This is a genomic window from Rhizobium sp. LC145, from assembly GCF_001005825.1.
Lineage (GTDB): Bacteria > Pseudomonadota > Alphaproteobacteria > Rhizobiales > Rhizobiaceae > Neorhizobium.
This window is the reverse complement of record NZ_LBHV01000002.1, coordinates 662,537-688,177: the sequence shown is the minus strand read 5'-3', so window position 1 is coordinate 688,177 and position 25,641 is coordinate 662,537. Positions and strand designations below refer to the sequence as shown.

The window sequence follows — 25,641 nt, the reverse complement described above, 5'->3', positions numbered from 1 at the left end:
GACGCGCTAAGGACCATCTGTTGCGGTGGCTGCCCCGGTTCCTGTGATGGCAGGTTGGGTAGCAGCGCAACGTTAGGTGCAGACTGTGGGGCGGGCTATTGCTGTTTTCGTGCACATGTGATGCCGAAATGGTTGCGCTGGCTTGTCGGATTTAAGCGAGTACGGCCTCACCGGCAGAGCAGTAAGCGCGCCAGCCCCCAAGGCTGCTAATGTCTTTTCCGCCGGCCTCGATTGCAATCTGCTCGCACAGGAAGCCCTTGGCCGAGGTCCCATCCGAAAGCGAGACCGTGCCGATCCCCAAGGGAGAAGGGATGGCGGCTACGAACTGGCCGAAGGCGGCCGGCGACAGGCGCCAGATCTCTACCTCGATCGCAGCCCCCTGTCCCTGAGGCACCCTTACCATACCGGGCTTGGGAGGAACGGTGCCGGCGAGGGCGTATAACCTGTAGTCCCCAGAGGTGCGGGCGATACGGGAAAAGTGTCCGCCGAGTTCGACCAGTTGATGGTTGAGCGGCATGCCGGAGAGATGCGCACCGACGACGACGAGATCGATCAGGTCGTCGGCGACATCCGACGGCTCGACCTGGGCAGGCGCTGGTTGTCGCCAGCGTGTCGCTCCGAGTGTCAGGCCGCTTGCCACGTGAAGTTGGCGTGCGATTGTTGCTGCCAGACCATCCTTGCCAGCCGTGGCGAGCAGGGTAACACTTGCAGGCAGGCCGTCCCGCCTCGTGCCGGTCGGTACAGCAACGCCGCACATATCCATGAGGTTGACGAAATTCGTATAGGTGCCGAGGCGAGAATTCTCTCGGAGCGGTTCGGCCTCGAGTTCTGCCACCGTAAAGTGGCGTGGCGCTGTCGGTACGCAGAAGATGTCGACGGAAGCGATCACCGGTGCAAGTTTTTTCTTCAATGCCTGAAGAGCGTAGAGGCCGTTGAAGGCATCCGCGGCAGAAAGCATCTTCGCCCCGCCGTAGATCCTGCGGGTCACCGGGTGGAACTTATCTTCCTGAGCATCGAAGAAATCCTTCACCGCTGCGTAGCGTTCTGCCACCCAGGCGCCTTCATAGAGCAGGTTGGCCACCGTATAGAAATCGGCGAAGGGGATTTCAACGAGCCTATAGCCAAGCTTCTCCAGCGCCGCAAGGGCTTGCCCGTAGGCTTCTTCCATTGCCGTGTCGCCGAAGAATCTGAGATCGGCATTCGCGGGAACTCCAATCGTCAGAACAGGCGGGACGGACCCGAAGCCTTTGGCGGGTATGGGCCTCGAATAGGCGTCGGTCTCATCCGGCCGGGCGACTGTCTCAAAAACGCGCCAGGCATCGTCTACGGTCAGCGCGAAGACCGAGACGCAATCGAGCGTCCTGCAGGCGGGGATGACACCTGTGGTGGATAGTGCGCCAAGGCTGGGCTTCAGGCCGACGATATTGTTGAGGCCGGCAGGGATGCGGCCTGAGCCAGCCGTATCCGTTCCGAGTGCGAAGGAAACGATACCGCGGGCGGTAGCTACCGCCGAACCGGAGGACGAGCCTCCCGGTACGAGGGTCGACTCGATGGCATTTTTGGGGATCGGATAGGGCGAGCGAACGCCAACCAGGCCGGTGGCGAACTGGTCGAGATTGGTCTTGCCGATGACGAGTGCGCCTGCCTGCTGCAGCAGTGTGACGACAGTGGCGCTTTTTTCTGGCAGATAGGAGAAGTCAGGGCAGGCTGCGGTGGTGGGCATGCCAGCAACGTTGATATTGTCCTTGACCGCAAAAGGGATGCCGAAAAGCGGCTTTGCCGCATCAAAGGCGCCAAGCTTTTTTGCTTCGGCCAGAACTTTGTGCTTGTCCGCGAGATGGATGAAGATGCCTGGATCGTTCACCTCTTCGATACGGGCGTAGGCCGCCTCGATCACGTCGGTGACGTTGCCGCCCTTGCGATAGAAGTCGTGAAGTGATGCGATGTCGAGCGCTGGCAGGGTGGGGGTCATGCTACTTCCTCTTCCAGAATGGTCACGGGCCGATCCCACTGGATCAGGACGACGCAGCCGCTTTCGCTCCAGACCGAGTGCTGGGATCCGGAAGCGTTGACGATATAGCTGCCGCGCCCGTAGTCGCCGCTTTCGTCAGATTGGACGCCGTCGAGCACGAGTATGGTCTCGAGCCCTTCATGGCGGTGGCGCGGCACGGAGGCGCCGGCAGGATATTTCAGGAGCGCCACACCGGGTTGGTCTCCCTCGAACGGGCGGATCCAGTGGATGGTGACGTCGCCACGAAACGGAGTGAACGGGAGTTGCTTCCATCCATCTCTCGTCAGTTGTTCACGGATGGTCTCAGGCATGGGAGATTCCTTTCAGGATGTCGTCGACATGGGCGGTCCAACCGACGATCGCGCCCTGGGCGCGGATCATCGAGAGCGCGGCCACCTTGAACTCCGGGAAGTAGCTTTCCGTCGCCTCCTCGGCAAGAAGGCATTCGAAGCCGCGATCGTTGGCTTCGCGCATCGTCGATTGCACGCAGACTTCCGTGGTGACGCCCGCGAAGACGAGCTGGGTAATGCCCTTTTCCGCGAGTGCTTGGCCGAGGCCGGTAGCGTAGAACGCACCCTTGCCGGGCTTCTCGATCACGATCTCGCCGTCGACCGGCGCAAGCTCGGCGATGATGGAGGTTCCGGCCTCGCCGGCAATCAGGACGCGGCCCATCGGGCCTTGGTCTCCGATCCGAAGGGTCGGGTTGCCCCGGTCGCGCTTGGCCGGCGGCAGATCCGAAAGGTCCGGCCGGTGGCACTCCATCGTGTGGATGACGGGGAGGCTCGCCGCGCGAAAACCCTCCAGCAGGCGCTTCACGTCCGGCACGATCTTGCCGATGCGGCTGACGTCGTTGCCGAGGCTTTCGCCGAAGCCGCCCGCTTCGGCAAAATCGCGCTGCATGTCGATCACGATCAGCGCCAGCTCGTTCGGGCGCGCAGGGAAGGGGAAGGGCTGTGCCTCGATCGCAGCCATCAGTGATGCCCTGCCATATGTGCGCCGATAATGCCGATATCGGCACCTCGTGCGGGTGTTTCATAGACTAGCCGGCCCCCTGACATCACATGGATGCGGTCCGATAGTTCCATGAGCTCGTCGAGATCCTCCGAAAGGAGCAGGACGGCGGCACCGGAATTTCGTGCCCGCACGATGCGCGCCCGGATTTCCGCCACCGCGGAAAAGTCGAGACCGAAACAGGGATTGGAAACGATAAGAAGGTCGACCTTTCCCGTCAGCTCGCGCGCCAGCACGGCACGCTGCACGTTGCCGCCGGAAAGTGCGGCGATCGGGGAGGCCGTCGATGCCGTCTTGACCTTGAAGTCGGAAATGAGCGTGGTTGCCCAGCTCTTCATTTGCCGCCGCGACAGCCAGATTGATTTGCGGCCGTCCATCTTGAGGTCGAACATCCGAAAGGCCAGGTTCTCGCTGACCGTCATTTTGGGCGCGCAGGCGTTCTGCAGCGGCTCCTCGGGAATGAAGCGGACATTGTTCGTGCGTGCCTCCTGACGGGTCGCTCCATAAACCTCGCCGTTGACGACGACCCGGCCGGTCTCGCTCGGCCGTTGACCAACCAGGATCTCGGTGAGTTCCTTCTGCCCGTTCCCGGAAATCCCGGCGATGCCGACAATCTCGCCGGCGCATACCGTGAGCCCGTCGATCTCGATCGTCTTCAGTCCTGTCCGGTCGGGAGCCTTGAGGTGCTCGACCTTCAGAACCGGTCTGGCCGCATTTGCAACGGGCAAGCGGCTGTCGAGCTGGGCGAGCTTGACGTCGCCGATCATTTTTGCCGCCATCTCGGCGGTGGAAAGTTCGCCGACCTTGCCGCCGCCGACCAGCTTGCCGCGCCTCAGGATGGAGACGGCGTCGGCGAACTTCATCACCTCATGGAACTTGTGCGAGATCATCAGCACCGTCAGTTCCTTGCGCTCGGTGAGGTCGCGCACCAGCCCCAGCATCTCGTCGGCCTCCGCCGGTGTCAGCACCGATGTCGGCTCGTCGAGCACGAGAAAGGAGCGGCCGAGATAGAGCTGCTTGACGATCTCGAGCTTCTGCTTTTCGCCTGCGGCCAGCTCCCGCACCGGACGATCGAGTGGTATCCTGAACGGCATCCGCTCCATGAAGGAAGCCAGATCGGTGCGTTCCTTGGCCCAGTTGATGACGCCCGGCACCTCCCGGCGGCTGATGACGAGGTTTTCGGCGCCGGTCAGCGAGGAAACCAGCGTGAAGTGCTGGTAGACCATGCCGAGCCCGTAGTCGGCGGCAGCCTTGGGTGAATCGATCACGACTTCCCGACCGTCCACCGAAAGCGATCCGCCAGATGCATTGTAGAAACCCATGATGCACTTGACCAGCGTCGACTTGCCGGCGCCGTTTTCACCGAGCAGGGCGTGGAAGGACCCGGCGGGTATGCTGATCGACACGTCGTCGAGCGCGGTGAAGGCACCAAACCGCATGGTCATCCCCATCGTTTCGATGCCGACGGCCTTGCCGGGTTGCGGGAGGACGCTATCGCGTATCGTCTTCACGTCAGTTTTCCCTTATCCACGATGATGGCGACGGGCCCGCCGCCCGACGGCCCCTGATGCTCGGCGCCGCCCGAAACATAAAGATCGGTTCTTCCGAAGAGGCCGGCGAGGACGCCGCCGACGAAGGCGCGGGCGTGGCGCGTTGCGGAGATGTCGGAATCGTCGAGCATGGTGTGGCGGCAGCCTCCCACCATGCCGGACGGATCGGGTTCGGCTTTGGCAAGAACGGCGGCAAGCTTGGCTTCGGCGGGAAGACGCTCGCGGGCATCACGAACGGAGGCGGTGTCGATTGCGTCCTGCATCACCGCATGATCGATCGCCATTGGCCCGGACCAGGCGTTGCTCATGCCCAGCACGACGATCTCGTGGTCGAGCAGTTCGACGCCGGCGGATGCTGAGGCACAGGACGAAAAGAGATCGAAGCGGGTGCCGATATCCTCGTCGGCGATTGCATCCGTCGCAATTTCTCCAAGGGCTACGGCAACGCCAAGCGCGGAGGCCCCGCGCGACAATCCCATCGACTTCAACGTGTCGCGGGTCGCCACCGTTTGACCGGCTTCCTGCGTCGCTTGGATGCGAGCGAGCGTCAACAGCGGGCATTTGATCTGGACGAAATGGACATCGGCCGGATCGTCGATACCGGCATCCTTCATCGCAATCCTGACGCCTTCGGCGACCTGCTGTACCTGCTCGCGACGACCGAGATGCTGTGCCGGCAGGTCCGGCGTTCGGGCAACCCCGACGGCGAGTGCCCGCGACGCCGGCGCATGGCTCGATTCGCGCGCAAAGATCGTCCAGTGCGGCGACAGCGCTCCCTCAGTGCCGCCGGACATGACAAGCGGCACGTTCTTCACACCATGCCGGGCAAACAGCGTTTCGAAGCTTCGCGTCGCATAGCCGCGGGTGAAGTCGTTGACGCAACCGTTGCCTTCTGTCTTGCCGAGCACCGCAACGATATTGGTAGGATTAAGGCCGGCGGCAAACAGGGCCTCGACTCCGGAAACATCATCGGGCCCGGCGGCCGGTACCCGATAAACCGATGCACGCATGGACGCCATCAGGAGATCGCTCCGATCAGCGCACCCGACGAGGAGACGGAGCCGAAGACCCCACCTTGCATCTTCACCATCTTGATCGCAGCAAGATGATTGCCGTAGTCGGTGGCGCCGCAGCAATCCTCCAGAAGGAGGCATTCAAAACCGCGGTCGTTTGCCTCGCGCATGGTGGTCGAAACGCAGACATCGGTTGTGATGCCGGTCAGAACGATGTTCTCGATGCGCTTCTGGTGGAGGATGAGCTCTAGATCGGTGGCGTAGAACGAGCCCTTACCCGGTTTGTCGATGATCGTCTCGCCCTCGATCGGATAGAGCTGGGGGATGATATCCCAGCCGGGTTCGCCGCGGGTGAGGATGCGGCCGCAGGGGCCGGCGTCACCGATACCCGCGCCGATGCGCTGGGAGCGCCAGCGCTTGTTGGCCGGCAGGTCGGACAGATCGGGACGGTGGCCTTCGCGGGTATGGATGATGTGGTAGCCCTTCGTTCGCATCGCCGCCAACACCCCTTTGATGGGCTCGATCGGCGCCTGCACGAGGGAAAGGTCGTAGCCCATGTTATCGACATAACCGCCCTTGCCGCAGAAATCGGTCTGCATGTCGATGATGATCAGCGCCGTGTTGTCCGGCCTCAGCTTGCCGTTGAAGGGCCAGGGATAGGGATCGGCGGTGACATAACGGGTGTTTGCCTCGACCAGCGTGTCCATCTCGTCTCTCCTATTCGGCTGCGGATTTGAAGGTTTCGCCGTATCGGCGCGTCGGCTTGGCAAAACCGCAGGAGGTGCCGTCGGTCACCCTGACTTCGGCTTCCCATGGCAGGCGGTACTGTCCTGCGACGAGGTCGTGCATGTAGGTGTAGGGTGCGTCGCCTGCGCCGCCGGCCACGGCGACGTAGCCGCGATGACCGAACTGGTAGATGTTGTTTTCAACGCCCCAGCCCAGCCGCGCTTCGCGAACGAGATCGGGCCGGGCTTCCGCCGTGATGATCTCGTTGACCCGGCCCGATGTCCCGCGGGCGATGATCGTGCCATCGAAGTTGCAGATCATGCCTTCGCCCATGGAATCGAACGTGCCGTCGGTGCCGCACATGCACACGCTGGCTGTGACCATGAGATTGCAGAAAGCATTGGAGTGGTTGGTGAACTTCCAGCTTTCGCGGATTGGCGCCGTGTAGCCGGCGGTGCGGATCATGATCTCGGCGCCCTTGTATGCGCATTCGCGGGCCATTTCCGGGAACATGCCGTCGTGGCAGATAATGAGCGCCAGCTTTGCACCCTTCGGCCCGTCGATGACGGGAATGCCGAGATCGCCCGGCTCCCATGGCTCGACCGGGACCCACGGGTGCATCTTGCGATAATAGAGCTTCAGTTCGCCCGCGTCGTCGATGACGATGCCAGAGTTATAGGGCATACCGCCGGGGTTTAACTCCATGATGGAGAAGCAGCCCCAGATCTTGTTGTCGGCGCACGCCCTCTTGAACGCCGCGACTTCCGGGCCGTCGAGGCTGCACATGATCTCTGGGTTGATATCCATCGACAGGCCGTGAAGCGCGTATTCGGGAAACACGACCAGGTCCATTCCCGGCTGGTTACGTCGAGCCTTGCCGACGAGATCGACGATCACCTGGGTCTGTTTTGCAAGATCCGCCTTGGTAACGGTGACCGGCAGCTGCAGCTGTACCAAGCCGATGCCGATGCCGTTTTCGGATTTGTTGAGACCGCCAAGTCCGTTCATCTGATGGCTCCTATAATTTCGTTAGCGACAGGGCGCCGGGCGCGCCGATAAGTGGGCGGTTCGGCGACGAGGTCATGATCAGGATGATGAGGGTGAGCACGTAGGGTGCAGCATAAAAAAGGTAGTAGCCCTGGGTGACGCCGACCGACTGGAGGGCCGGACCGAGCGCGCCGGCACCGCCGAACAGGAGGGCGGCAAGGAAGCAGCCGACCGGGTTCCAGCGGGCGAAGATCACCAAGGCGATCGCCATCAATCCCTGTCCCGAAGAGATGCCTTCGTTCCACGATCCCGGGTAGTAGAGCGAAAGATAGGCGCCGCCGATCGCCGCCAGCGAGCCGCCGATGGCAGTTGCAACCAGACGCACGAAGTCGGGCTGGATGCCCATTGCCCGGGCCGCATCCGTGCTGTCTCCGACCACGCGCAGGATGAGCCCGATCCGAGTGTGCCTGAAAGCCCAGAACAGAACGAGGGCGAGGGCGGCGCCGATGAAGAAGAGCACGTTTATGTTGAGCGCCGCCTCAACCTGCGGCGTATCCGACCATGCCCCGAGCGGGATCGACGGCAGCTTGGGCGCAATCGGCTGGATAAATGGCTTGCCAAGAAAGAAGGCGAGCCCGAGGCCGAACTGCATCATGGCGATGCCGATCGCGATATCGTTGACCTTCGGAAACTTGCAAATCCAGCCGTGGACGATGCCGAAGATCGAGCCGACGAACATGGCAGCGAGAACGCCGAGCCAAGTCGACCCGGTCGTGGCGGCCACGGCGTAGGCGGTCATCGCGCCGAGAACGAGCGTGCCTTCCAGGCCGAGATTGATGCGGCCGGAGCGCTCAGTGATCGTTTCACCGAGGCTGACGAAGATGAACGGCGTGGAAACCCGGATGGCGCCGCCGATGATCGCGAGCGGCACGCCCCAAAGGCCGAGACCGGTGTCCTCCATCGGTCAGCTCCTTTTCCATAGATCGGGGTTGAAGACCTTGAACCGGTCGTAGAAGGTTTCGCAAAGCAGGATGACTACGAACAGCGTGCCCTGCAGAACCATTACGGTTGCATCCGGCAGTCCAAGCCGTCTCTGGATGAGCCCGCCGGAGGCCTCGAGACCACCGAGCAGGACCGCCACCGGGATTATCGCAAGCGGGTTGTGCCGGGCGAGGAAGGCGACGAGGATGCCGGTATAGCCGTAGCCGGTCACGATCGAGGCGTTTGCGCTACCCTGAACGGCGGCCACTTCGATCATGCCTGCAAGCCCTGCGAAGCTGCCGGCAATCGCCGTGAAACCAACGATCAGCCTGCCGACGGGCAGGCCTTGGATCTGCGCCGCGCGGACGTTGCCGCCGGCGATGCGCGCTGCGAAGCCGAAGCTTGTCAGTTCGATCAGCACCCAGGACAGGATGCAGGCACCGATCCCGATAAGGAGGCCCCAATGCAACGTCATGCCCGGGATGTCGCCCATCATGTATTCCGCGGGAAGCGGGCTGGTGGAGGGCTTGTTGAGGCTTGCCGGATCACGCAGCGGTCCTTCGACGAGCTGGTTCATCAGTGCGATGGCGAGATAGGCGAGCAGCAGCGAGGAAATCGTCTCGTTGACGCCGCGGTAGTGGCGCAGGAACCCGGCCAGGCCGACCCAGAGGCCCCCGACCAGCATGCCGGCTATCGCCATGGCAAGAAGCGCCAGCATCGGCGACACTGTTCCGACCAGTGGAAGGGCCGTCGCCGCGGCGGCAACGCCGCCCAGCACGACCGCGCCCTCGCCTCCGATGACGATGAGGCCGAGACGTGCAGGAAGCGCTACGCAAAGCGCGGTCAGGAGAAGAGGGGCGGCACGCGACAAGCTGTTCTGGATCGAGAACCAGCTGCCGAAGGCGCCCGTGTACATGACCTGGAATAGCTGCACCGGCGACTTGCCGATCGCCAGGATGAACAGCGAGAACAGTGCCAGCCCGACGAGAACCGCACCAAGGCTGATCACGACCGGCTCAGCCCGCCGTGCCGTCCATTCCAGGAACGGACGGAAAGGCGAAGGCCGGATGGCGATCGGCAAGACGGCGTTTTCAGCCTCGACCGTCATGGAAGGTTCCTTTCCGGTCAAGAAGTCGAACCGACGACGCCTTCCACGAGATATGCCATGCTTTCCAGCTCGATCGCATCTTCGGCGAACGCTTGGCTCGCGCCGACAACCTCGTTGCCCTTGTTGTCCTTGAGGGGACCTTGGAAGACTGAGAACTTGCCGGTCATGATCTCGGTGAACGTCGTTTCGAACTGCTTGCGGGCAGGCTCCGTCACGGCCGTGCCAAGCGGGCTCATCTTGACGAAGCCGTCCTTCAGCCCGCCGCGGACGAAATTGCCGAGCTTTTCGCCGTTCTGCGCCGACTTGACGAAGTTGCTGTAGACGTTGCCCCAGGCCCATTCGGCGCCGGTGAGGTATTTTTCCGGTGCGAGAGGGCTCTGGTTGGCGTGGTAGCCGCAAACGAAGGCGCCGCGACCGGCCGCAGTTTCCACAACCACTTTGGGGCTGTCGACGTGGCAGGTAATGACGTCAGCGCCTTGATCCACCAGCGCGTTTGTCGCCTCGGCCTCCTTGACGGCCAGCGACCATTCGCCGGTGAATATGACTTGGCAGGTGATGGAGGGATCAACCGAGCGCGCGCCGAGAAGGAAGGCGTTGACGTTCTGAAGCACCTGCGGGATCGGCTTTGCCGCGACGAAGCCGATCTTTTTGGTCTTCGAAGCGTGGCCGGCGGCGACGCCGTTCAGGAACTGCCCCTGGTGGATATAGCCGAAATAGGATCCGGTGTTGGCCGGATGCTTTCCCTCCTGCCACAAACCGCCGCAATGGCGAAACAGCGTATCTGGGTTCTTTGCAGCCGTTGCCAGCACATGGGGATCGAAATAGCCGAACGAAGTCGGGAACAGCAGCGCCGCGCCGTCGAGGTTGATCATCGACTCCATCGACTTCTGCACATCGACGGTTTCGGCGACATTCTCTTCCTCGATCACAGTGACGCCTGGCAGCGCCTTAACCACCGCGGCGCCCTCGGCGTGCGCCTGATTGTAACCGTAGTCGTCCTTGGGGCCGACATAGATGAACCCGACCGCCAGCTCGGCCTGCGCCAGCGCTGAAGACGCCATGAAGCCGGGCACGGCACTTGCTGCGAAGCCCATAGCTGAAGCTCGAAGGAAATTTCGGCGGTTCATGGAAGGGAAATGGGTCATCGTCATGCTCCCGCGGCGCTTGGCCTTTAGTTGTTGGATAGCGATTTTGAAGCAAACCTTGTGCCAGTCGCTAGAGCATTGATTCTCTGGATGTTTCTCTGCGAGCGTACTCGTGACAGATGAAAGTGTATGCAGTTTTGTATGTAGCGACTATTTTTCAGTCATCGCCTGTTCTATTGGTTCTCCTGTCACTGGACCGAGCATGGAGGCTTCCACAAACTCAGGAGGCCTCTTCAGTCGGTTCATTAATTTGCGGTATGACCTCATGCATCTGCATACACTGTGCAGGCGGTAGCTCTGGAATCATCATGACGCAGCAAAAGCGAAGGAAGGTCATCCGCGCGGGAACAACGGTGGAGCAGATGGTGCGAGCCATTGCCGACATGATCGTGACCGGGGCGATGTTGCCTGGCGAGAAACTGGACGAGGTTTCGCTCGCCGCTCGATTCGACGTTTCACGAACACCTGTCAGGGAAGCGTTGCGCGAACTCGGGGCAATGGGACTGGTGGGCCGGGAGCCAAATCGCAGCGCGATCGTGACGAACGTGACGGATACCCAGCTTCACAGCATGTTCGAAGCGATGGCGGAACTTGAAGGCATTTGTGCCAGACTATCGGCGGCACGCATGACTGTGGACGAGCGGCGTGCCCTGAGTGTCGAACACCGGGCCTCTTTGCGGCTCGTAGATCGCGGTTTGCTGGAACACTATTCCGCGCACAACACCGAGTTCCACAGCCGGATTTACCGTGGAGCGCATAACGAGCACCTTCTGGAGCTAGCCACGCAGACAAGGGCACGGCTCGCGCCGTTTCGCCGGGCACAGTTTCGGCTCACGGGCAGACTTTCCAAATCCTACGAGGAGCACGACAGAATCGTTAATGCTATTTTGCGGGGTCATCCTGAAGAGGCCGGTCAGGCAGCTTACGATCACGTGTCGATCGTGAGCGATGCGAGTGCCATTTTCGCTGCGCCTGCGCAATCCTACCAGTGACTCAACAAGTAGACCAAAAAGGGAAATAACAAAATCGTAGGTTCAGATCCGTTCAAGAGCGAGATGATGTCCTGCTCAGATGCACACTGGCTTTGGCATCCGAGTAGGTAGGCTCAGTCGGGCTTCCTGCCTGGAAAACGAAGCTCGACGTCGCCGCCGTGAACGGTCTGACGGAGGAATTGGAACCCAAGGCGATCATAAAGTTGCGCATGCGCGCCACGCCACGGGCAACTTCCGGCATTACCTAAAAATGATCTATAGGCGGATCAAAATATAAACTGATGATCCCTATTCATATCTTCCTCTTGATGTCGTTAAAGAACGAAGATACATTAACGTATCATTTGATAAACGGAGATATGTATAGGTATCATATGGGGTCGGAATCGGATGCTTTGGTGGAGATCGGTCGTCTCTTGAAGGGCACGCGGAAGCGCCTAGCTCTCACTCAAGAACAGGTCGCGGACATGGCTGGCATATCGCGTCCAAGGTATCGCGACATCGAAGTCGGGAGCAGCGCTGCCCGCACGACAAACCTGATCAATATTGCGCGGGCGCTCGGGCTCGAACTGATGCTCATCCCGCAGGCGATGGTACCGGCGGTCGATGCTCTGCTGCGACCGCACGATGAGGACGACGATCTTCCTGCCTTCGTCGCCAACCCTGATGGCGGCGCAAATGCCTGAGCAGTATCTCGATCCGAAATCCATCTCGTCGCTTGAGGTCCTACTCAACGACCTGAAGATCGGCACGATTGTCAGAACGCCAGGCGACTTCACTGCGTTCAGCTTCGGTGATAGCTACCGCGCAACGGGTGGCTTTCCTGTGCTGAGCTTGTCCTTCCGCGCGGCCACCGGAGGTTTGCGCAAAGACCCCAAGCCTGTTGCCAGAGCCTTGCCCGCGTTTTTTGCCAATCTTCTTCCGGAGGACAAGCTGCGCGAGGCGATGGAGAAGCACCACGCCGGTAGCGTTCGCCCCGGGAATGATTTCGATCTACTCATCGCGCTCGGGTCGGATCTGCCGGGTGCTGTCCGCATCGTGCCAAGTGGAGGGACGGTTTCTCGTCTCGACGATCCGTTGCATCTTAAACCGAAAGCCCGGTTTTCGCTCGCCGGCGTGCAGATGAAGCTTTCTGTTATCAAGAATACAGGAAAGGGTGGCGGCCTTACACTGCCACTGGGGGATGAGCAGGGCTCCTATATTGCCAAGTTTCCGTCGACATCCTTTCCCGGTGTCTCGGAAAACGAATATGCCAATCTTGCTCTGGCGGAAGCGATCGGCATGGACGTGCCAGAACGCGAGCTTCTCGAACAATCGGAGTTCGAGGGCATACCTGAGGAGTTCGAGACGCTGTCGGATGGAAAAGTCCTGCTCGTCAAACGCTTCGATCGCGGCGCTGGCAGCGAGCGTATCCATATCGAGGATTTCGCTCAGGTGTTCGGCATCTATCCTTCGCGCAAGTACGAAGGTGCAGCCTATAACGATATTGCCGCTGCTCTCGGCATCGCAGTATCGTCTACGGCCGCGATTGAATTCGTTCGTCGCCTGGCTTTGGCGGCCATGACCGGCAATGGGGACATGCACCTCAAGAACTGGTCGCTGATCTACCGCGGTGTAGGGGACAAGCCGGCACTCGCGCCCGTCTATGATGTACTCTCGACCATTCCCTATATCCCGGCAGATGTCATGGCGCTGTCGCTCGCCGGCGAGCGCTCCTTCAAGGCAATGAACGCGCAGCGATGGAAAACCTTCGCCAATCGGGCGCGTCTGCCGGAAGCTGCCGTTCTCAAAGCAGTGACCGAAACAGTCGAGCGCGTGAACCAGATCTGGTGGTCGTTGCCAGAGCGCGAGGTCGTTCCAGCAAAGGTGCTCGAGCGGATCGACACGCATATAAAGGCGATGACGCCGATCCTGGGCACGTGCGCGGTCTAGCTTGTCGTCATGTCGTAGGTCTGGAACTGGATGGCATACCTTTAAGCTTATCCTTTCACGATCAGGAAAAAGGAAGGTATCGGACAGCCAGTGGTTTTGGCCGTTTGGTTCACAGGTAAAGACCCTGACGCGGCAGCAGAGAAATCAGCGGTCCCCGTCCATCTCCGCAAGTTTGCGAACTCGCCGCCGGAAGTCCTCGTCGGTCGAGAATTCCGCCGCGAGATACGCCGCGACCAGGTCTTTTGCCAGCCAAGCGCCGACAATCTGGGCACCGATGCACATGACGTTAACATCGTCATGCTCCACCGATTGATGTGCCGAGTGCACGTCGTGGCATACCGCGGCTCGAATCCCTTTGACCTTGTTGGCTGCTATCGACGCGCCGACGCCGGTGCCGCACACCAGCAGACCACGCTCGGCTGCGCCGGCCATGATCGAGGACGTGACGTTCTTTGCCACGTCAGGAAAATCGACCGGGTTGGGATCATAGGAGCCGACATCGGTGACCTCGTGCCCGAGTGACTTGATGTGGTCGATAATGGTGGATTTGAGCGGGAAGCCGGCGTGATCGGAGCCGATGACGATGCGCATTTCGTTCCTCCAGAGTTACTGAGCAATGAGACGGGGCAGCCACAGCGTGAAATCCTTCGCAAAGGTAAGGATAGCAAGTGTGGCAAGGAGCGGGACATAGAAGGGCAGGAGGGCACGCAGCAGCGCCCGAACCGAAACCTTGGCGATGTCGGATACGAGAAACAGCGAGAGCCCCATCGGCGGCGTCAAAAGACCCATCATCAGATTGAAGATCGTGACGATGCCGAGTTGCACCGGGTCGACTCCGGCCATCACGAGCGGTGGCGCGATGATCGGCACCAGCAAGAGGGTCGCAGTCGTGGAGTCCAGGAACATGCCGGCAACAAAGAAGATGAGGTTGGCAATGATCAGCAGCATCAGCGGGTCTTTTGAAAGGCCCAGCAGAACCGATGCGAACGTCTGCGGCACCTGTTCCACTGCCAGGATCCAGCCGAAGAGGGCTGCCGCGGCCACAATAATGAGGATCGCACTGGAGCTTCGCGCTGTCAGAACTGCGGAGTTCCAAAGATGCGCAACGGTCAGTTCGCGGTAGAACGCGCCACTGATGAATATGACATAGACAGCCGTGATCGCAGCCGCCTCCGTCGGCGTGAAGGCGCCGGCGGTCATGCCGCCGACCATGAATACCGGTGCGATAATTGCAGGTAGGGCAGGCAGGAGCGTTTCGACGATTTCACGTCCTGTCGGCCAGCGTTCCGCGCGTGGATGGCGGTGCCGCATGGCGACGATCAGAACAGTCAGCATTAGCAGGATCGTACATGCGATAGCCGGCATGATGCCCGCGATCAGCAATTGCACGATCGAAACACTCGTCACCGAGCCGTAGACGATCAGCGGGATGGAAGGCGGGAAGATCGGTCCAAGGGTTGCGGAGGCGGCCGTTACCGCGCCGGCGAAGGCGGGATCGAAGCCTCGCTTCTTCATTGCGTCGATCTCGATGCGACCAAGTCCACCGATATCCGCCAGTGCAGCCCCCGACATCCCGGAAAAGATCAGGCTTCCAAAGACGTTTACCTGCGCCAGGCCGCCGGGAACACGACCGACGAGGGTGTAGGCAAAGCGAAAAATGCGGTCGGTAATCCCGGAGAGGTTCATCAGATTGCCGACGAAGATGAAGAGCGGGACGGCGACGAGGGGAAACGAATCCAGGGCGTAGGTAATGCGTTGGGCCAGCAACCCGAGAGGCAGTCCTTCGATCAGCACATAGGCGATCGATGGCAGCAGAATGGCATAGACGACCGGAAACCCGAGAATGAATAAACCGAGGAAAGCGATGACCACAAGGAATCCCATGATCGCACCTCACACAGCGATATTTGTGTCCGCCTGCGGCGGTTTGCGCAGGTGGATCAGGTGGACCAGGACGGCGCCGGCGAATCCGAAGGCCGTGGCGCCTAGGAACAGCCAGAAGGGAATGCCGAGCGTCGGCGTGGCGTTCGCCAGGTTTTTGGAAATGTTGGAAACCGTGACCCAGGCCAGGAATCCCGTGATGGCGATCGCGCTGATGGAGATGCTGATATCGACGATCCGGCGCAGGCGGACGGGAAGCGCAGCCTTGATTTCGCCCATGACGATATTCTCGCCCTTCAGCACGACGAGGGGATATGAGCAGAAGACCAGACAGATCAGCAGGAATCGTGTCAGTTCCTCTGCGCCTATGAAGGGTAGCGTGAAGACGCCACGCATGACGACCTGAGCGGTCGGTACGAGAACCAGTCCGGCAGTCAGCAGGGCGACGACGGCGGTCAGGACGCGTTCGGCTAGACGCATCTGGCAAACTCCATGAAAGCGGTAAGGCGAATTGAGGGGCAGCGCACGGCCACCCCTCGATGCAGATTTACTTGACGGCTTCGATCTGGCCGAGCAGCTGTTCGAAGTCTGGAAAATCCTGCTTTATCTGGGCGCTCACTTTTTCACGAAAAGCGGCCACGTCCAGACCGTCTGCCTTCGTGATGACGGTCATTCCGCGCCCTTTCAGATCTTCGACGAGCTTGGCCTCGGACTCCGTCGCCATCTGAAGCGACTTGTCAGCTTCTTCATCCAGCACCTTAGTGATCGAGGCGCGCTGCTCGTCGGTGAGGCCCTGCCAGACCTCCTCGTTCACGAACACCGCAAGGACCGCACGCATGTGCCCGGTCATGGCCAGGTGCGACTGGACCTCGTTGAGATTGTTCGATGCGATCATCGTCAGCGGATTCTCCTGCCCGACCACGACGCCTGTCATCAGGGCTGTCGGAAGTTCCGCGACCTCGACTGGCGTCGGAATGGCGCCAAACCCCTTGACCATCGAAACCCAGAGCTCCAGCGGTACGGCGCGGAACGGCTTGCCGGCCAGATCCGCCGGTGTCTTCACCGGAAAGTTCGATGAAATGTGCCGATCACCACGGTAGATGCGGCCGATGATGCGCACGCCTTGGGCGACGAGCTTCTCATTGATCGCCTGGAGCGCTGGCGACGATTCTGGATCAGTGGCGGCAAGCGCGTGTGCTCCGTCACGATAGATGAACGGCGCGTTGAAGACGGCGACTTCCGGTACAAGCTTGCCGAGGGATGCGAAATCGTGATGGCCCATGGAGATCGATCCCATTCGAACGCCATCGACCATCTCGGCGACGCCGCCAAGCTGACTTGCAGGATAGACGGTGACGGTCACCTCGCCATTGGTGGCCGTTTTGATACCATCCGCAGCCTGTGCCGCGAAGACCGTCTGGATATCTCCCTCCGCACCGACATGGGCGTAACGCAGTTCGGCAGCCCCAACCTGGGTACCGGCAAGCGAAGCAGTTATGGCGAGGGCGGCCACCGCCCCCTTGATAGAGATGTTCAGCATTTCCTTCTCCTCCCTTGTAATCGAGCAGGCCTGCGTCACTCCTCCTTCGGCAGGTCTTTTTTCGTGAATGCCGCGATGTAGCTCTTTCGTCGAAGCTCATCGCCAATGGCGAAGTGTTGTCGAAGCTTGTCTTCCGCCTGATCCGGATCTCGAGCGAGCACGGAGAGGTACACTTCCCGGTGGGCCTCCACGAGATAGTCCAGGATCCCGGCTGTTTCGCTCGTCTCGAGGCGGCGTTGGACGTGGCTGCGCTTCAGCAGCGTGGCGATCGACTGGTAGATGGTGACGAGCGCAGGGCTGCGACTGGCTTCGACCAATGCCATATGGAAGGCGAAATCGGCAGCGCCCCCTTCATCCACGTCATGGATCGTATCCAGGAGCCGTGTGAGGAGGGAGCCGATCCTCGACAAATCCCCGTCCGTCGCCCGCACGCACGCCAGACGGATGGCCTGACACTCGATGGCAATACGGGCCTGCATGATGTCGTCCATCATGTCGGGCTGCTGGGCGAGACAGAAGGTTAGAAAGTCTCCGATGACGGCCATGTCGGCTTTGCGGACATAGGCGCCCTTGCCATGGCGGATGTCGAGGAAGCCCAGATTTGCAAGCGATCGTAGAGCCTCTCGAAGGACCGGCCTTGAGACTCCCAGCGCCAGTGCCAGCTCGCGCTCGCCTAGAAGGCGATCGCCCTCACGTAGAGCACCGGAGAGAAGCTGCTCGCGAAAGAAGGCGAGCACCTTCTCCGTGCCGGCGAGGTCTGCAGGTGCGTCTACGACAAGTGAGTTCACGTTCAAGTGGCCTCCAGTGGTATTACCACTCAATCACCACTTAAAATCACTGTCAACTCGTTATAGCGGAGATCAGCATCTCGGGAAGGAACAGGCCCGTTTTCGAACTGCGACCAACGAGACCGAGCAGGGTTTCGATGGCGACGGCGGCGCCGCGTGCGCTCATCGCGGCGGCGCCATCTGGATTAGCGAGCTCATACCGGAACCGACCGGACTCTCCACTTTTGCGCTTTCCAGTGATCTCGATGATCACCTCATTGGGAGGTACCTTGCCCTGCTTGCTGGATGCGTCCAACCCTGCTGCGAGGTCGATCCGGACGCGCGCCGCACGGGTGAGGGCGCCACAGCGAGGCCGAAACCACCTCGCTATAGGAAGACGCCCATCCGCTTCAGGCGGATGAGCGCTATCCTGCAGTTAGGCGTTTGGAGGGCGGTCTGCTTGTTGAGGAGCCGATGAAACGATTTGCCAAGCCGTTCAACTCGTCAGTTTAGCCTCGCCACCTGGGGTCGGGGCCACTCGCGCGAGGTGAGGAGATGGCACGTTTTCCTCATCTCGGTTGCTCGACGATGGCCGCTACGATCCGCCGCACGACGGGCAACACGATGATGAGGGTTGGAAAGCCCACCACCCACGACACCAGCCAGGCATTTGGCCAGCGAGAACCAAATTGTGTGATGGCACCGACGGTCATCGCCGTCGATACCGCCGACACCACGGCAGACATCAATATTGAGAGTACGAGTGGCATGACGATCCATCCGTACTTTGGAGAGAGCTTCCGGCGGGCGGGTCGAGATTGGGTGTTCGGCATACTCATTGGCTTCGTGTCGTCCGGCTGGAGGAAATCGATGTCTGTAGTGCGAGCTGACGGATGTATTGGCGCAGCGATCTTGGCTCTCGTCCCAAGGCGGCCCGCAGGGTGAGAGTGTTCCCGCCGAGACCGTACTTCGCGTAGTGCTCGTGAACCTTCGAAAGAAGCTGTAACTGGCTCTCGTCGTATGGGAGTTTCGATGCCGCGACCCACTCTCCGAATGTAGACTCCTCGGCGCTGATTGGCCGGGAGAGCTCTTCTGTCATTATCGCAGCGACCTCGGTCCGGCTGTGCATGCCGGCAGCGAGCTCAAGGGTGGCGTAGGTAAGCGTCGGCCCGGTGAGGGCGATCGCTGCAACCTCCGCGACGTCACGATAGTCTACCCGTGCGATACTGGCGTCTCTTGGGAACGGCTCCGAGAACTGCCCGGTTTGCAGAATGGATTGCCATGCGAATCCGATGTTCTGCATGAGGTTCGCAGGGTGCAGGATGGTGTATTCCAGCCGGGACGAATACAGCGCTTCTTCAACCGGGATCTTGCTCGCGTGGTTTTTCAGGCGTGTGTTGGTCGGCTGGATGACCGACGAGAACACGAACTTCGACACCCCTGCGCGCTGCGCGGCGTCAACCAACGCGACACCCATCGTTGCTTCGTCCGGGGCGAATGCCGGCCCAATGTGAAAAATACCATCCACCCCGGCTACGGCGTTCGCCAGGCTCCTGGAATCCCGAAGATCGCCGATGGCCACGTCCGTTGCACCGGCGGCTTTGGCCGCATCAGCTTGCGCCGGACCGCGGACCAGCGCCCGCACCTTGGCGCCTCGCTTGACGAGCTCCGGGACAACATATCCCGCGAACTTCCCCGTCGCACCCACTGCAAGAACTGTCTGAGCTCCTTTTGTCATCGCATCCGCCTTTCATTGTTGATTGAGGCGCCAAATTAATTATTTCAGTAAGCGAGACAATGCGTAGAAGGTGTGAGTCTTAATCAACGAGTTCGAGATTATGTGATGAGCCGAATAGAAGATCTTGAAACATTCGTCGCGATCATCGAGGCAGGCAGTCTGACTGGCGCTGCGAGAAAGCTGGGCCGGTCCTTGCAGGCCGTCAGCCGATCTCTTGGCGCGCTGGAGCATGACGTGGGCATCGAACTTATCCATCGGACGACACGCCAATGCAGGACGAATGAGGCGGGGCAAGCTTTCTATCAGCGCGTCAAGCCTGCGTTGACGGATATCATCGAGGCACGATTGGAGATTTCCGACCGGCGGCTGGAACCGAGGGGCCTTCTGAAAATTGGAGCCCCGACGCTTTTCGGGCCGGATTTCCTGGTGCCGATCATCGCAGAGTTCATGCGAAGCTATCCGCAGATCGAGGTCGATCTTCAATTGACAGATACGTTTGTCGACCTGGCGGCCGAGGGATTTGATCTGGTCGTGCGCATCGCGCAACTGCCGGACTCCGGTCTTCAAGGAAAGAGGCTGGGAGCTTTGCGCAGAGTGGTGTTCGGGGCGCCCTCCTACCTGAAGGAGCGCGGGATACCGAAGCATCCAGGAGAACTGCGCGACCATTGCTGCGTGGTCCGAACGGTAGACAGGCATCCCGGACAGTGGACCTTCAGGGCAGGCGGCCGGCCACGAAAATTCAGCGTAAGTGGCTCGTTTCGCTGCAACTCGATGGAGGGCATATACAGCGCCGTGCGGTGCGGACTTGGCTTGGGCTACTCTCCGCTCTGGCAAATCAAGCACATGATCGACAACGGTGACGTGCTGACCGTTCTGGAGGATTATGAGCCGGAGCCAGTCCCCATCCATGTGCTTTGGCAAGAGAACAAATATCCGCCGGCTAAGGTACGCGCGTTCGTAGACCTGCTCGCCGAACGACTGTCACTAGAGGGTCTTTGAGGTGGGCGTCGCGATGAGTGGCTGAATCGGCTCTCGAGCGCCGGATATCCGCGATACATGTGTAGATATGTGATTGTGGGAGCACGTGAGCATGTGTGGTCCAGGGCACTTGAGTGCGGCGTGGTCCCAAGCCACCGCTGTCCACAGTCAGCTGATTGCCGGTGGCAAGGCGGGACGCATTTTCATGACGCTCGGCGTGGGGTCGCCAGAGGTGCGCGTCTCCCGGAGGCATGGATCGGGAGAGCCGCGACTTTGCTGCGTGAGTCACCGGCCAGGTTCTCCTTCGTGGCCGGTGAGCCCAAAACACTGTGCTTAGGTCTGAGCCGCGACGATCAGTATCATCGGCCTCTCCATCTCATCAATCAGCGCCGGCTGCTCTTCCAATTGAGCGCTGGTCGGAGACCATTCGTTTAAGTGGCGAATCGAAAACCCTGCGTCAACGAGTGCATTCACTGTCGTGGCAAGCCGGCGGTGATACTTGACGACGCCCTTCGCGAACCAGTCCGTTCGCCGCTCGCCTTCCTCCGCATAGTGATCGACTGGCCAGGTGCGAGTTTCCTGTTGCCGGAGCATCCAACCCGGCGATGCGGAGGCCATGTAAATCGGATGCTCGATTGTGAAGACGAAATGCGACCCGGGAAGGAGGGAGCGATAGATCGTACCTGCAAGCCGGCAGAAGTCTTGCACATAGTGAAATGCGAGTGACGAATAGGCAAGGTCGAATGCCGCGGCTGGCAACGTTAAAGTGTCCAAGTCGGCTCGCTCGTATCGGACTCCGGCATGGGTTGTTTCCGCCCTCGCTTTCGCGAGCATGTTTTCTGACAAGTCGAGGCCGAGGACCGAAGTTGCGCCCTGAGCCGCCGCCCACTGCGCGAACCACCCGAAACCGCAGCCAAGATCGACAATACGTTTTCCGGCGATGTCTGGCAGCAATTCTCTCACGGACGGCCACTCTGGTGCGCCACTCAGCCCATGCACCGAGCGCGGCAGGGTGCTGTAACCTTCGTAGAATTCTGCAATGTCATAGATATTTTGAGCCATGTCTGTCTCCGATTAGGGCCGGCCGACGGAGCGCAGACAAAATAAAAGGCCCCGTCCGTTTCCGGCAGGGCCAAGGAACCGCGCGACGCTCCCCTTAGGAGCGCAACCGAGTTTCCTGCATCCCGCCTCTTGGGATGCAGGCCAGCCGGGCAACAATCAAAGCGGGGCTTTCGCGCATGTGGGCTTTCTATCGGGAAAGTGCTCCAGTTGCAAGCAACCTCGGGAACACGTGAACATTAGGCCCATGGAGTGACACCATGCGCGGCGCGTACCCTCGCCGCTGGCGTAGGGATAGCGGTCGGAGATCGATAGCCGCATGCTTCAATGTCTGCACCGGCGCGGCGGCCCACCTCATCATTGCAATTTTAGGGTTCCGCTACGACGCCGATTTGCGGGTCGGGAATAATACAACAGGGGACGGGCGGGTATCCGTCCCCTGTTCGCGCGAGTTGATCAGGCCCTGGCAAAAACCAGCAAATCCGCGTTGATCAGCTCCGGATGTGTCGCAAAAGGTGCATGCGAGAGGCCAGGATAGGTCTTCAGCGTACCATTCTTCAGCAGCTTGATCGCCTTGTGAGCCGAGTTCTCGATCGGAACGATCTGATCGTCTTCGCCATGCATCAGCAGGACCGGGATGGAAAGGGCCTTGAGGTCCTCGGTGAAATCGGTTTCCGAGAAGGCCTTGATGCTGTCGTACTGCGCCTTGGCGCCGCCCATCATGCCCTGCCGCCACCAGTTCTGGATCTGGCCCTGACTGACATTGGCGCCCTCACGATTGAACCCGAAGAACGGGCCGGACGGGACGTCCAGGAAAAACTGCGCACGGTTGGCAATCAACGCGGCACGGAAGCCGTCGAACACCTCGACCGGAATGCCATCCGGATTGTTTGCGGACCTGGCCATCACGGGCGGCACCGCGCCGATCAATACGGCCTTGGCGATGCGGCCCTTTTCGGCCCGTGCCGCGTAACGGGCCACTTCGCCACCACCCGTAGAATGGCCGATATGGATCGCATTCTTCAGGTCCAAGGCTTGGGCCAGCTCGACCACATCATTGGCGTAGGTGTCCATCTCGTTGCCCGTGTCGGTCTGATCGGAACGTCCATGCCCGCGGCGATCGTGGGCGATAACCCGATAACCCTGTTCGAGGAAGTAGAGCATCTGATTGTCCCAGTCGTCGCTGGATAATGGCCAGCCATGGTGGAACACGATGGGCTGGGCGTCGCGAGGGCCCCAATCCTTGTAGAAGATATTGGTGCCGTCCTGGGTCTTGATGGTAGCCATGATAAGGTCTCCTTGGGTTTGAGCGGTGGTATGCGTTGCATGACAAGAAGGGGAGTTCAGCAGCCCCGTGTTAACGGTGTGCGTCTGGTGTGTTGCGCTGCCTCTCTGATCGATGTTGACAAGATAGGCGCTGTATTTCAGACCGGGCTTGGCAGAAATGACAATAGTCGGGGCAAAATAGACAATGGCAAAAACTGCGAAGCTGGTGGCCGACATCGGTCTGCTGATCTATCCGGGATGTCAGCTGGCAGCGATCTATGGATTGACCGACCTTTTCCGGATCGCGGGGGAGTGGTCGGGGGACGACCCGCGCGCCATCCGCGTCTCGCACTGGAAGGCGGACGACGATCAAGTCACCTGCATCTGGGACAGCCATCCAGGAGCAAACCACAGGCTCACTCACGTCATTGCGCCGCCGAGCATCATCATGCCGGAGCACATGCCCCCCGCACCTCGCGCAGCGTCATGGCTCCTTGATCAGCATTCCGCAGGTGCGACCCTGTGTTCCGTATGCGCGGGAGCTTTCGTCCTGGCGGAAACCGGGCTGATGGATGGTCGCCGCGCCACGACGCACTGGGCCTTTGCACAGCAACTCGCCGCGCGGTTTCCCAAGGTGCAGTTGGCTGATGAGCACATGGTGATCGACGAGGGCGACATCATGACCGCGGGTGGAATTCTCGCCTGGGCAGATCTCGGCCTCACTTTGGTCGATCGCTTGCTCGGCCCGGCCACGATGCTGGCCACCGCACGTTTTCTGCTGACCGAGCCGCCTCGGAACAGCCAGCGTCCCTTCGCCCAGTTTCTACCGCGCCTCGACCATAACGACGATGCGATCCGCAAGTGCCAACACTACATCCATTCGCATGCCACCACGATGCAAGGCGTGACCGACCTTCCGGCCGCAGCCGGAATGACGGGCCGCACGTTCCTGCGCCGGTTCAGTGCAGCGACCGGGTTTACGCCTGTCGAGTACCTGCAGCAGGTCCGCATCGCCAAGGCGCGCGAGGCGCTCGAGAGGACCTTGACCCCGGTGGACCGGATTGCCTGGGAGGTGGGTTATTCCGATCCGGCCGCATTCCGCAGGATCTTTCAGAAGCTGACGGGGCGGCCACCGGCGGCGTATCGCCAGCAGTTTGGCATCGCAGGCAAATAAATCTGCACCTTATGGACGCGCCGGGGTCTCAGCAGGGTCAATATTGCCGATCTATATGTCGAACGCCGCGGAAGGCAGGCATGTCTGTTGCGCTCCCCGCAAGAAGAGCTTTCACGTTGCTCCCGCTCGATTTACAAAATCCTGCTCGTAGCTATTTCGCATTGGTCTCTCGACGCATGAGCGACACGCCGGTGGCCGCTGAGACCGGCTTCTCCAACGGTTTTTACCTAGGCCCAACCGCAGATCGTGCCCGGCTGCTCGGCGGCAGCAAGTCGGACTCGTTTGCTACGCCTCAGCTCCTAGCGATGACAACATGATCGTGTTCGTAAGGAGCGTGTCCGGCCGCAGGCGCGTATCTACCAACTGCTTGTCCAAGGACAATCTGGAAGCATCAATCTCCCAGGATAGCGGCGATCTCTTCTGCTGTCGCCGACAGCGATTTCGTTGTCTGGATCTCCAAGTCGGCCGAGCCCCTGAGCAGCGGTTCGACCTTCAAAATCAGAGCCATCACGTTTTGTCGCTCTTCTTCCGAGTGGCCGTAAGCGCCTGGTCCGCGCTGGGCGAGCCTTTGAAGGATTGTCGGAAGCGGAGCCGACAGCAGGACGATCCGGTCGATCCAAGGAAAGAGCCGTTCCATGTTCGCAGCGCAGCCGCTGACGAACAGCGGTCGTTCACGAGGCGCAGACAGCAACTCGCGCACCTGGTCCTCACGCCAGACCCAGTCTTTGCCCGTGGCTGGTGTTAGGGTGTCCGCCGGATCGACATCGACCCAGTGCGACCACTCCGTCGTGTCGAGGTCAACAGCGTCGAATCCCCTTGCACCGAGTTCGACGAGTTCAATCGAGACATGGAACATGGCCTGATCAGTCGGTCGAGGCAGGTGCGACTGATCACACCTGCCTCCCCAGGCTAACGAATTGGACTGTATCGATCGAAGTCGAGATTGGCCGGGCGCTCCAAATGAGGCCGGCCACCGGTCGTGGCCACGTTTCCGGTCAAGGCGCCGAAGCCGACATCGCGCGCTCGGACGTTTCCAAATCCCTGCAGCAGAACCCCATAGTGAATGCTCGATGCTGCTGCGGAGACATCGAGGACGATTTCGCGCACTGTCCAATCCATGGTCCCGTGAAGAGCGCCGCTCTTGCGCTCGATCATGTTGTCGAATGCCAACACGGCGCCGGCGGCATCATCCACCCGAAGCCAGATCGAACCGACATCGGCGTCCTCTGTTCGGAGGGCGGCGGCGAACCGGACTCGTTTGCCGCGATAGGCGTCAGCGCTGATGCTCTGCATCAGCGTTGCGAAGTCTTCCTCACCAGAACCGATGCTGGCTGACCGGTCGAGACTGCACGCGATCAGCACGGTGCCGGGCTCGGCCGGATCGAGCCCCATACGATAGAGGCCGCGGCCGCTGTTGTCGTTGGCCAGCCAGTTGACGGGAAGCTCCAGCGGCGCCTTATCCTTGCGCGCCACTGTGCCAATCTTGGCCGCCAGGACGTTCCAGTCAGCAACCCCGAACTGTCGGGCCACGATGTCAAGGGCTTCGCTGTGCGACAACTCCACTTTTCGCTCCGACATGGACTGCCGAAGCGCCCTGGCCATAGTCTTAGCGTCGAGAAAACTTTGCATGGTTAGTTCCTCTTGGTGAGGGCGATCTCGGTTTTAAGTGTCAGTGCTCGCATTGCCGACGGATCGCCCGACAAGAAGGTGACGCCGTGGAATCTCGTGCATTCACCATCCCCGGAGGGGCGCGAGCGGCCGGTTGCACGAACCGATTTCAAA

General features: G+C 60.5%; 27 protein-coding genes. 5 read left to right on the top strand and 22 right to left on the bottom strand.

Going from position 1 to position 25,641, the window contains the following annotated elements; translation table 11 throughout:
* Positions 1-151: 151 nt before the first annotated feature.
* The 10 genes from atzF to YH62_RS07835 are packed head-to-tail and all read right to left on the bottom strand — an operon-like array spanning position 152 to position 10,532.
* The gene (atzF, locus tag YH62_RS07880) at positions 152-1,972 is read right to left on the bottom strand and encodes an allophanate hydrolase (protein ID WP_046793592.1); all 1,821 of its coding nucleotides are present in this window, start codon (positions 1,970-1,972) and stop codon (positions 152-154) included.
* Entirely contained in the window at positions 1,969-2,322 is a 354-nt protein-coding gene (locus YH62_RS07875; protein WP_046793591.1) for a cupin domain-containing protein, read from the bottom strand. Before YH62_RS07875 ends, atzF begins: the two co-directional genes overlap by 4 nt.
* Complete coding sequence (locus tag YH62_RS07870; RefSeq protein ID WP_046793590.1) at positions 2,315-2,983, bottom strand: isochorismatase family cysteine hydrolase; 669 nt, start codon at positions 2,981-2,983, stop codon at positions 2,315-2,317. Before YH62_RS07870 ends, YH62_RS07875 begins: the two co-directional genes overlap by 8 nt.
* The gene (locus YH62_RS07865; protein WP_046793589.1) at positions 2,983-4,533 is read right to left on the bottom strand and encodes an ABC transporter ATP-binding protein; all 1,551 of its coding nucleotides are present in this window, start codon (positions 4,531-4,533) and stop codon (positions 2,983-2,985) included. The genes YH62_RS07870 and YH62_RS07865 overlap by 1 nt, the downstream gene beginning before the upstream one ends.
* A complete protein-coding gene (locus tag YH62_RS07860; protein ID WP_046793588.1) occupies positions 4,530-5,591 on the bottom strand; it encodes a ring-opening amidohydrolase in 1,062 nt (353 codons plus the stop codon). Before YH62_RS07860 ends, YH62_RS07865 begins: the two co-directional genes overlap by 4 nt.
* Complete coding sequence (locus YH62_RS07855) at positions 5,591-6,292, bottom strand: isochorismatase family cysteine hydrolase (protein WP_046793587.1); 702 nt, start codon at positions 6,290-6,292, stop codon at positions 5,591-5,593. The genes YH62_RS07860 and YH62_RS07855 overlap by 1 nt, the downstream gene beginning before the upstream one ends.
* A 10-nt stretch (positions 6,293-6,302) precedes the next feature.
* On the bottom strand, positions 6,303-7,319 hold the full coding sequence (locus YH62_RS07850; RefSeq protein WP_046793586.1) for a formamidase: 1,017 nt from the start codon (positions 7,317-7,319) through the stop codon (positions 6,303-6,305).
* A gap of 10 nt (positions 7,320-7,329) precedes the next feature.
* Complete coding sequence (locus YH62_RS07845; protein WP_046793585.1) at positions 7,330-8,259, bottom strand: ABC transporter permease; 930 nt, start codon at positions 8,257-8,259, stop codon at positions 7,330-7,332.
* A gap of 3 nt (positions 8,260-8,262) precedes the next feature.
* Entirely contained in the window at positions 8,263-9,387 is a 1,125-nt protein-coding gene (locus tag YH62_RS07840; RefSeq protein ID WP_046793584.1) for an ABC transporter permease, read from the bottom strand.
* A gap of 17 nt (positions 9,388-9,404) precedes the next feature.
* Positions 9,405-10,532 (bottom strand): BMP family ABC transporter substrate-binding protein, encoded by a 1,128-nt coding sequence (locus tag YH62_RS07835; protein WP_046793583.1) that lies wholly within the window; start codon positions 10,530-10,532, stop codon positions 9,405-9,407.
* A 308-nt stretch (positions 10,533-10,840) separates the two neighbouring features.
* Here YH62_RS07835 and YH62_RS07830 point away from each other — a divergent pair, with 308 nt between their 5' ends.
* The 3 genes from YH62_RS07830 (at position 10,841) to YH62_RS07820 (ending at position 13,456) form a co-directional block, all read left to right on the top strand.
* On the top strand, positions 10,841-11,524 hold the full coding sequence (locus YH62_RS07830; RefSeq protein WP_046793582.1) for a GntR family transcriptional regulator: 684 nt from the start codon (positions 10,841-10,843) through the stop codon (positions 11,522-11,524).
* A 374-nt stretch (positions 11,525-11,898) separates the two neighbouring features.
* Entirely contained in the window at positions 11,899-12,210 is a 312-nt protein-coding gene (locus YH62_RS07825; RefSeq protein ID WP_046793581.1) for a helix-turn-helix domain-containing protein, read from the top strand.
* Entirely contained in the window at positions 12,203-13,456 is a 1,254-nt protein-coding gene (locus YH62_RS07820) for a HipA domain-containing protein (RefSeq protein WP_046793744.1), read from the top strand. Before YH62_RS07825 ends, YH62_RS07820 begins: the two co-directional genes overlap by 8 nt.
* A gap of 144 nt (positions 13,457-13,600) precedes the next feature.
* Here the strand turns inward: YH62_RS07820 and rpiB are convergent, their stop codons facing one another.
* The 8 genes from rpiB to YH62_RS07780 form a co-directional block, all read right to left on the bottom strand.
* Positions 13,601-14,047 carry a ribose 5-phosphate isomerase B gene (gene rpiB / locus YH62_RS07815; protein ID WP_046793580.1) on the bottom strand — a complete coding sequence of 149 codons (447 nt, stop codon included), beginning with the start codon at positions 14,045-14,047 and terminating at the stop codon, positions 13,601-13,603.
* Positions 14,048-14,062: 15 nt separating this feature from the next.
* Entirely contained in the window at positions 14,063-15,340 is a 1,278-nt protein-coding gene (locus YH62_RS07810; protein WP_046793579.1) for a TRAP transporter large permease, read from the bottom strand.
* Between the two features lie 9 nt (positions 15,341-15,349).
* A complete protein-coding gene (locus tag YH62_RS07805; protein WP_046793578.1) occupies positions 15,350-15,817 on the bottom strand; it encodes a TRAP transporter small permease in 468 nt (155 codons plus the stop codon).
* Between the two features lie 67 nt (positions 15,818-15,884).
* On the bottom strand, positions 15,885-16,877 hold the full coding sequence (locus tag YH62_RS07800) for a TRAP transporter substrate-binding protein (protein WP_046793577.1): 993 nt from the start codon (positions 16,875-16,877) through the stop codon (positions 15,885-15,887).
* Positions 16,878-16,912: 35 nt separating this feature from the next.
* Positions 16,913-17,665, bottom strand: a complete 753-nt coding sequence (locus YH62_RS07795; protein WP_046793743.1) for a FadR/GntR family transcriptional regulator — start codon at positions 17,663-17,665, stop codon at positions 16,913-16,915.
* A gap of 52 nt (positions 17,666-17,717) precedes the next feature.
* Entirely contained in the window at positions 17,718-17,960 is a 243-nt protein-coding gene (locus YH62_RS07790; protein ID WP_046793576.1) for a hypothetical protein, read from the bottom strand.
* A 253-nt stretch (positions 17,961-18,213) separates the two neighbouring features.
* Entirely contained in the window at positions 18,214-18,477 is a 264-nt protein-coding gene (locus YH62_RS07785; protein ID WP_046793575.1) for a DUF2798 domain-containing protein, read from the bottom strand.
* Between the two features lie 2 nt (positions 18,478-18,479).
* Complete coding sequence (locus YH62_RS07780; RefSeq protein WP_046793574.1) at positions 18,480-19,382, bottom strand: NmrA family NAD(P)-binding protein; 903 nt, start codon at positions 19,380-19,382, stop codon at positions 18,480-18,482.
* A gap of 105 nt (positions 19,383-19,487) precedes the next feature.
* On the opposite strand from YH62_RS07780, the gene YH62_RS07775 reads away from it, so the two are divergent.
* Positions 19,488-20,381 (top strand): LysR family transcriptional regulator, encoded by an 894-nt coding sequence (locus tag YH62_RS07775; RefSeq protein ID WP_046793573.1) that lies wholly within the window; start codon positions 19,488-19,490, stop codon positions 20,379-20,381.
* A 312-nt stretch (positions 20,382-20,693) separates the two neighbouring features.
* Here the strand turns inward: YH62_RS07775 and YH62_RS07770 are convergent, their stop codons facing one another.
* Together YH62_RS07770 and YH62_RS07765 are read right to left on the bottom strand one after the other, a co-directional pair.
* On the bottom strand, positions 20,694-21,422 hold the full coding sequence (locus YH62_RS07770) for a class I SAM-dependent methyltransferase (RefSeq protein WP_046793572.1): 729 nt from the start codon (positions 21,420-21,422) through the stop codon (positions 20,694-20,696).
* A 453-nt stretch (positions 21,423-21,875) separates the two neighbouring features.
* Positions 21,876-22,706 carry an alpha/beta hydrolase gene (locus YH62_RS07765; protein WP_046793571.1) on the bottom strand — a complete coding sequence of 277 codons (831 nt, stop codon included), beginning with the start codon at positions 22,704-22,706 and terminating at the stop codon, positions 21,876-21,878.
* Positions 22,707-22,890: 184 nt separating this feature from the next.
* Between YH62_RS07765 and YH62_RS07760 the strand changes: the two genes are divergently transcribed.
* Positions 22,891-23,859 (top strand): GlxA family transcriptional regulator, encoded by a 969-nt coding sequence (locus YH62_RS07760; protein ID WP_046793570.1) that lies wholly within the window; start codon positions 22,891-22,893, stop codon positions 23,857-23,859.
* A 391-nt stretch (positions 23,860-24,250) separates the two neighbouring features.
* Here the strand turns inward: YH62_RS07760 and YH62_RS07755 are convergent, their stop codons facing one another.
* Both YH62_RS07755 and YH62_RS07750 read right to left on the bottom strand, forming a co-directional pair.
* Entirely contained in the window at positions 24,251-24,715 is a 465-nt protein-coding gene (locus tag YH62_RS07755) for a shikimate kinase (RefSeq protein ID WP_046793569.1), read from the bottom strand.
* Between the two features lie 53 nt (positions 24,716-24,768).
* Entirely contained in the window at positions 24,769-25,488 is a 720-nt protein-coding gene (locus YH62_RS07750) for a glyoxalase superfamily protein (protein ID WP_046793568.1), read from the bottom strand.
* Positions 25,489-25,641: the final 153 nt, after the last annotated feature.

What these genes read in the sequence shown, in the direction of transcription:
- atzF (WP_046793592.1), bottom strand. Translation starts at nt 1,972, where the DNA reads ATGACCCCCACCCTGCCAGCGCTCGACATCGCATCACTTCACGACTTC.
- YH62_RS07875 (WP_046793591.1), bottom strand. Translation starts at nt 2,322, where the DNA reads ATGCCTGAGACCATCCGTGAACAACTGACGAGAGATGGATGGAAGCAA.
- YH62_RS07870 (WP_046793590.1), bottom strand. Translation starts at nt 2,983, where the DNA reads ATGGCTGCGATCGAGGCACAGCCCTTCCCCTTCCCTGCGCGCCCGAAC.
- YH62_RS07860 (WP_046793588.1), bottom strand. Translation starts at nt 5,591, where the DNA reads ATGGCGTCCATGCGTGCATCGGTTTATCGGGTACCGGCCGCCGGGCCC.
- YH62_RS07855 (WP_046793587.1), bottom strand. Translation starts at nt 6,292, where the DNA reads ATGGACACGCTGGTCGAGGCAAACACCCGTTATGTCACCGCCGATCCC.
- YH62_RS07850 (WP_046793586.1), bottom strand. Translation starts at nt 7,319, where the DNA reads ATGAACGGACTTGGCGGTCTCAACAAATCCGAAAACGGCATCGGCATC.
- YH62_RS07845 (WP_046793585.1), bottom strand. Translation starts at nt 8,259, where the DNA reads ATGGAGGACACCGGTCTCGGCCTTTGGGGCGTGCCGCTCGCGATCATC.
- YH62_RS07840 (WP_046793584.1), bottom strand. Translation starts at nt 9,387, where the DNA reads ATGACGGTCGAGGCTGAAAACGCCGTCTTGCCGATCGCCATCCGGCCT.
- YH62_RS07835 (WP_046793583.1), bottom strand. Translation starts at nt 10,532, where the DNA reads ATGACCCATTTCCCTTCCATGAACCGCCGAAATTTCCTTCGAGCTTCA.
- YH62_RS07830 (WP_046793582.1), top strand. Translation starts at nt 10,841, where the DNA reads ATGACGCAGCAAAAGCGAAGGAAGGTCATCCGCGCGGGAACAACGGTG.
- YH62_RS07825 (WP_046793581.1), top strand. Translation starts at nt 11,899, where the DNA reads ATGGGGTCGGAATCGGATGCTTTGGTGGAGATCGGTCGTCTCTTGAAG.
- YH62_RS07820 (WP_046793744.1), top strand. Translation starts at nt 12,203, where the DNA reads ATGCCTGAGCAGTATCTCGATCCGAAATCCATCTCGTCGCTTGAGGTC.
- rpiB (WP_046793580.1), bottom strand. Translation starts at nt 14,047, where the DNA reads ATGCGCATCGTCATCGGCTCCGATCACGCCGGCTTCCCGCTCAAATCC.
- YH62_RS07810 (WP_046793579.1), bottom strand. Translation starts at nt 15,340, where the DNA reads ATGGGATTCCTTGTGGTCATCGCTTTCCTCGGTTTATTCATTCTCGGG.
- YH62_RS07805 (WP_046793578.1), bottom strand. Translation starts at nt 15,817, where the DNA reads ATGCGTCTAGCCGAACGCGTCCTGACCGCCGTCGTCGCCCTGCTGACT.
- YH62_RS07800 (WP_046793577.1), bottom strand. Translation starts at nt 16,877, where the DNA reads ATGCTGAACATCTCTATCAAGGGGGCGGTGGCCGCCCTCGCCATAACT.
- YH62_RS07785 (WP_046793575.1), bottom strand. Translation starts at nt 18,477, where the DNA reads ATGCCGAACACCCAATCTCGACCCGCCCGCCGGAAGCTCTCTCCAAAG.
- YH62_RS07780 (WP_046793574.1), bottom strand. Translation starts at nt 19,382, where the DNA reads ATGACAAAAGGAGCTCAGACAGTTCTTGCAGTGGGTGCGACGGGGAAG.
- YH62_RS07775 (WP_046793573.1), top strand. Translation starts at nt 19,488, where the DNA reads ATGAGCCGAATAGAAGATCTTGAAACATTCGTCGCGATCATCGAGGCA.
- YH62_RS07770 (WP_046793572.1), bottom strand. Translation starts at nt 21,422, where the DNA reads ATGGCTCAAAATATCTATGACATTGCAGAATTCTACGAAGGTTACAGC.
- YH62_RS07765 (WP_046793571.1), bottom strand. Translation starts at nt 22,706, where the DNA reads ATGGCTACCATCAAGACCCAGGACGGCACCAATATCTTCTACAAGGAT.
- YH62_RS07760 (WP_046793570.1), top strand. Translation starts at nt 22,891, where the DNA reads ATGGCAAAAACTGCGAAGCTGGTGGCCGACATCGGTCTGCTGATCTAT.
- YH62_RS07755 (WP_046793569.1), bottom strand. Translation starts at nt 24,715, where the DNA reads ATGTTCCATGTCTCGATTGAACTCGTCGAACTCGGTGCAAGGGGATTC.
- YH62_RS07750 (WP_046793568.1), bottom strand. Translation starts at nt 25,488, where the DNA reads ATGCAAAGTTTTCTCGACGCTAAGACTATGGCCAGGGCGCTTCGGCAG.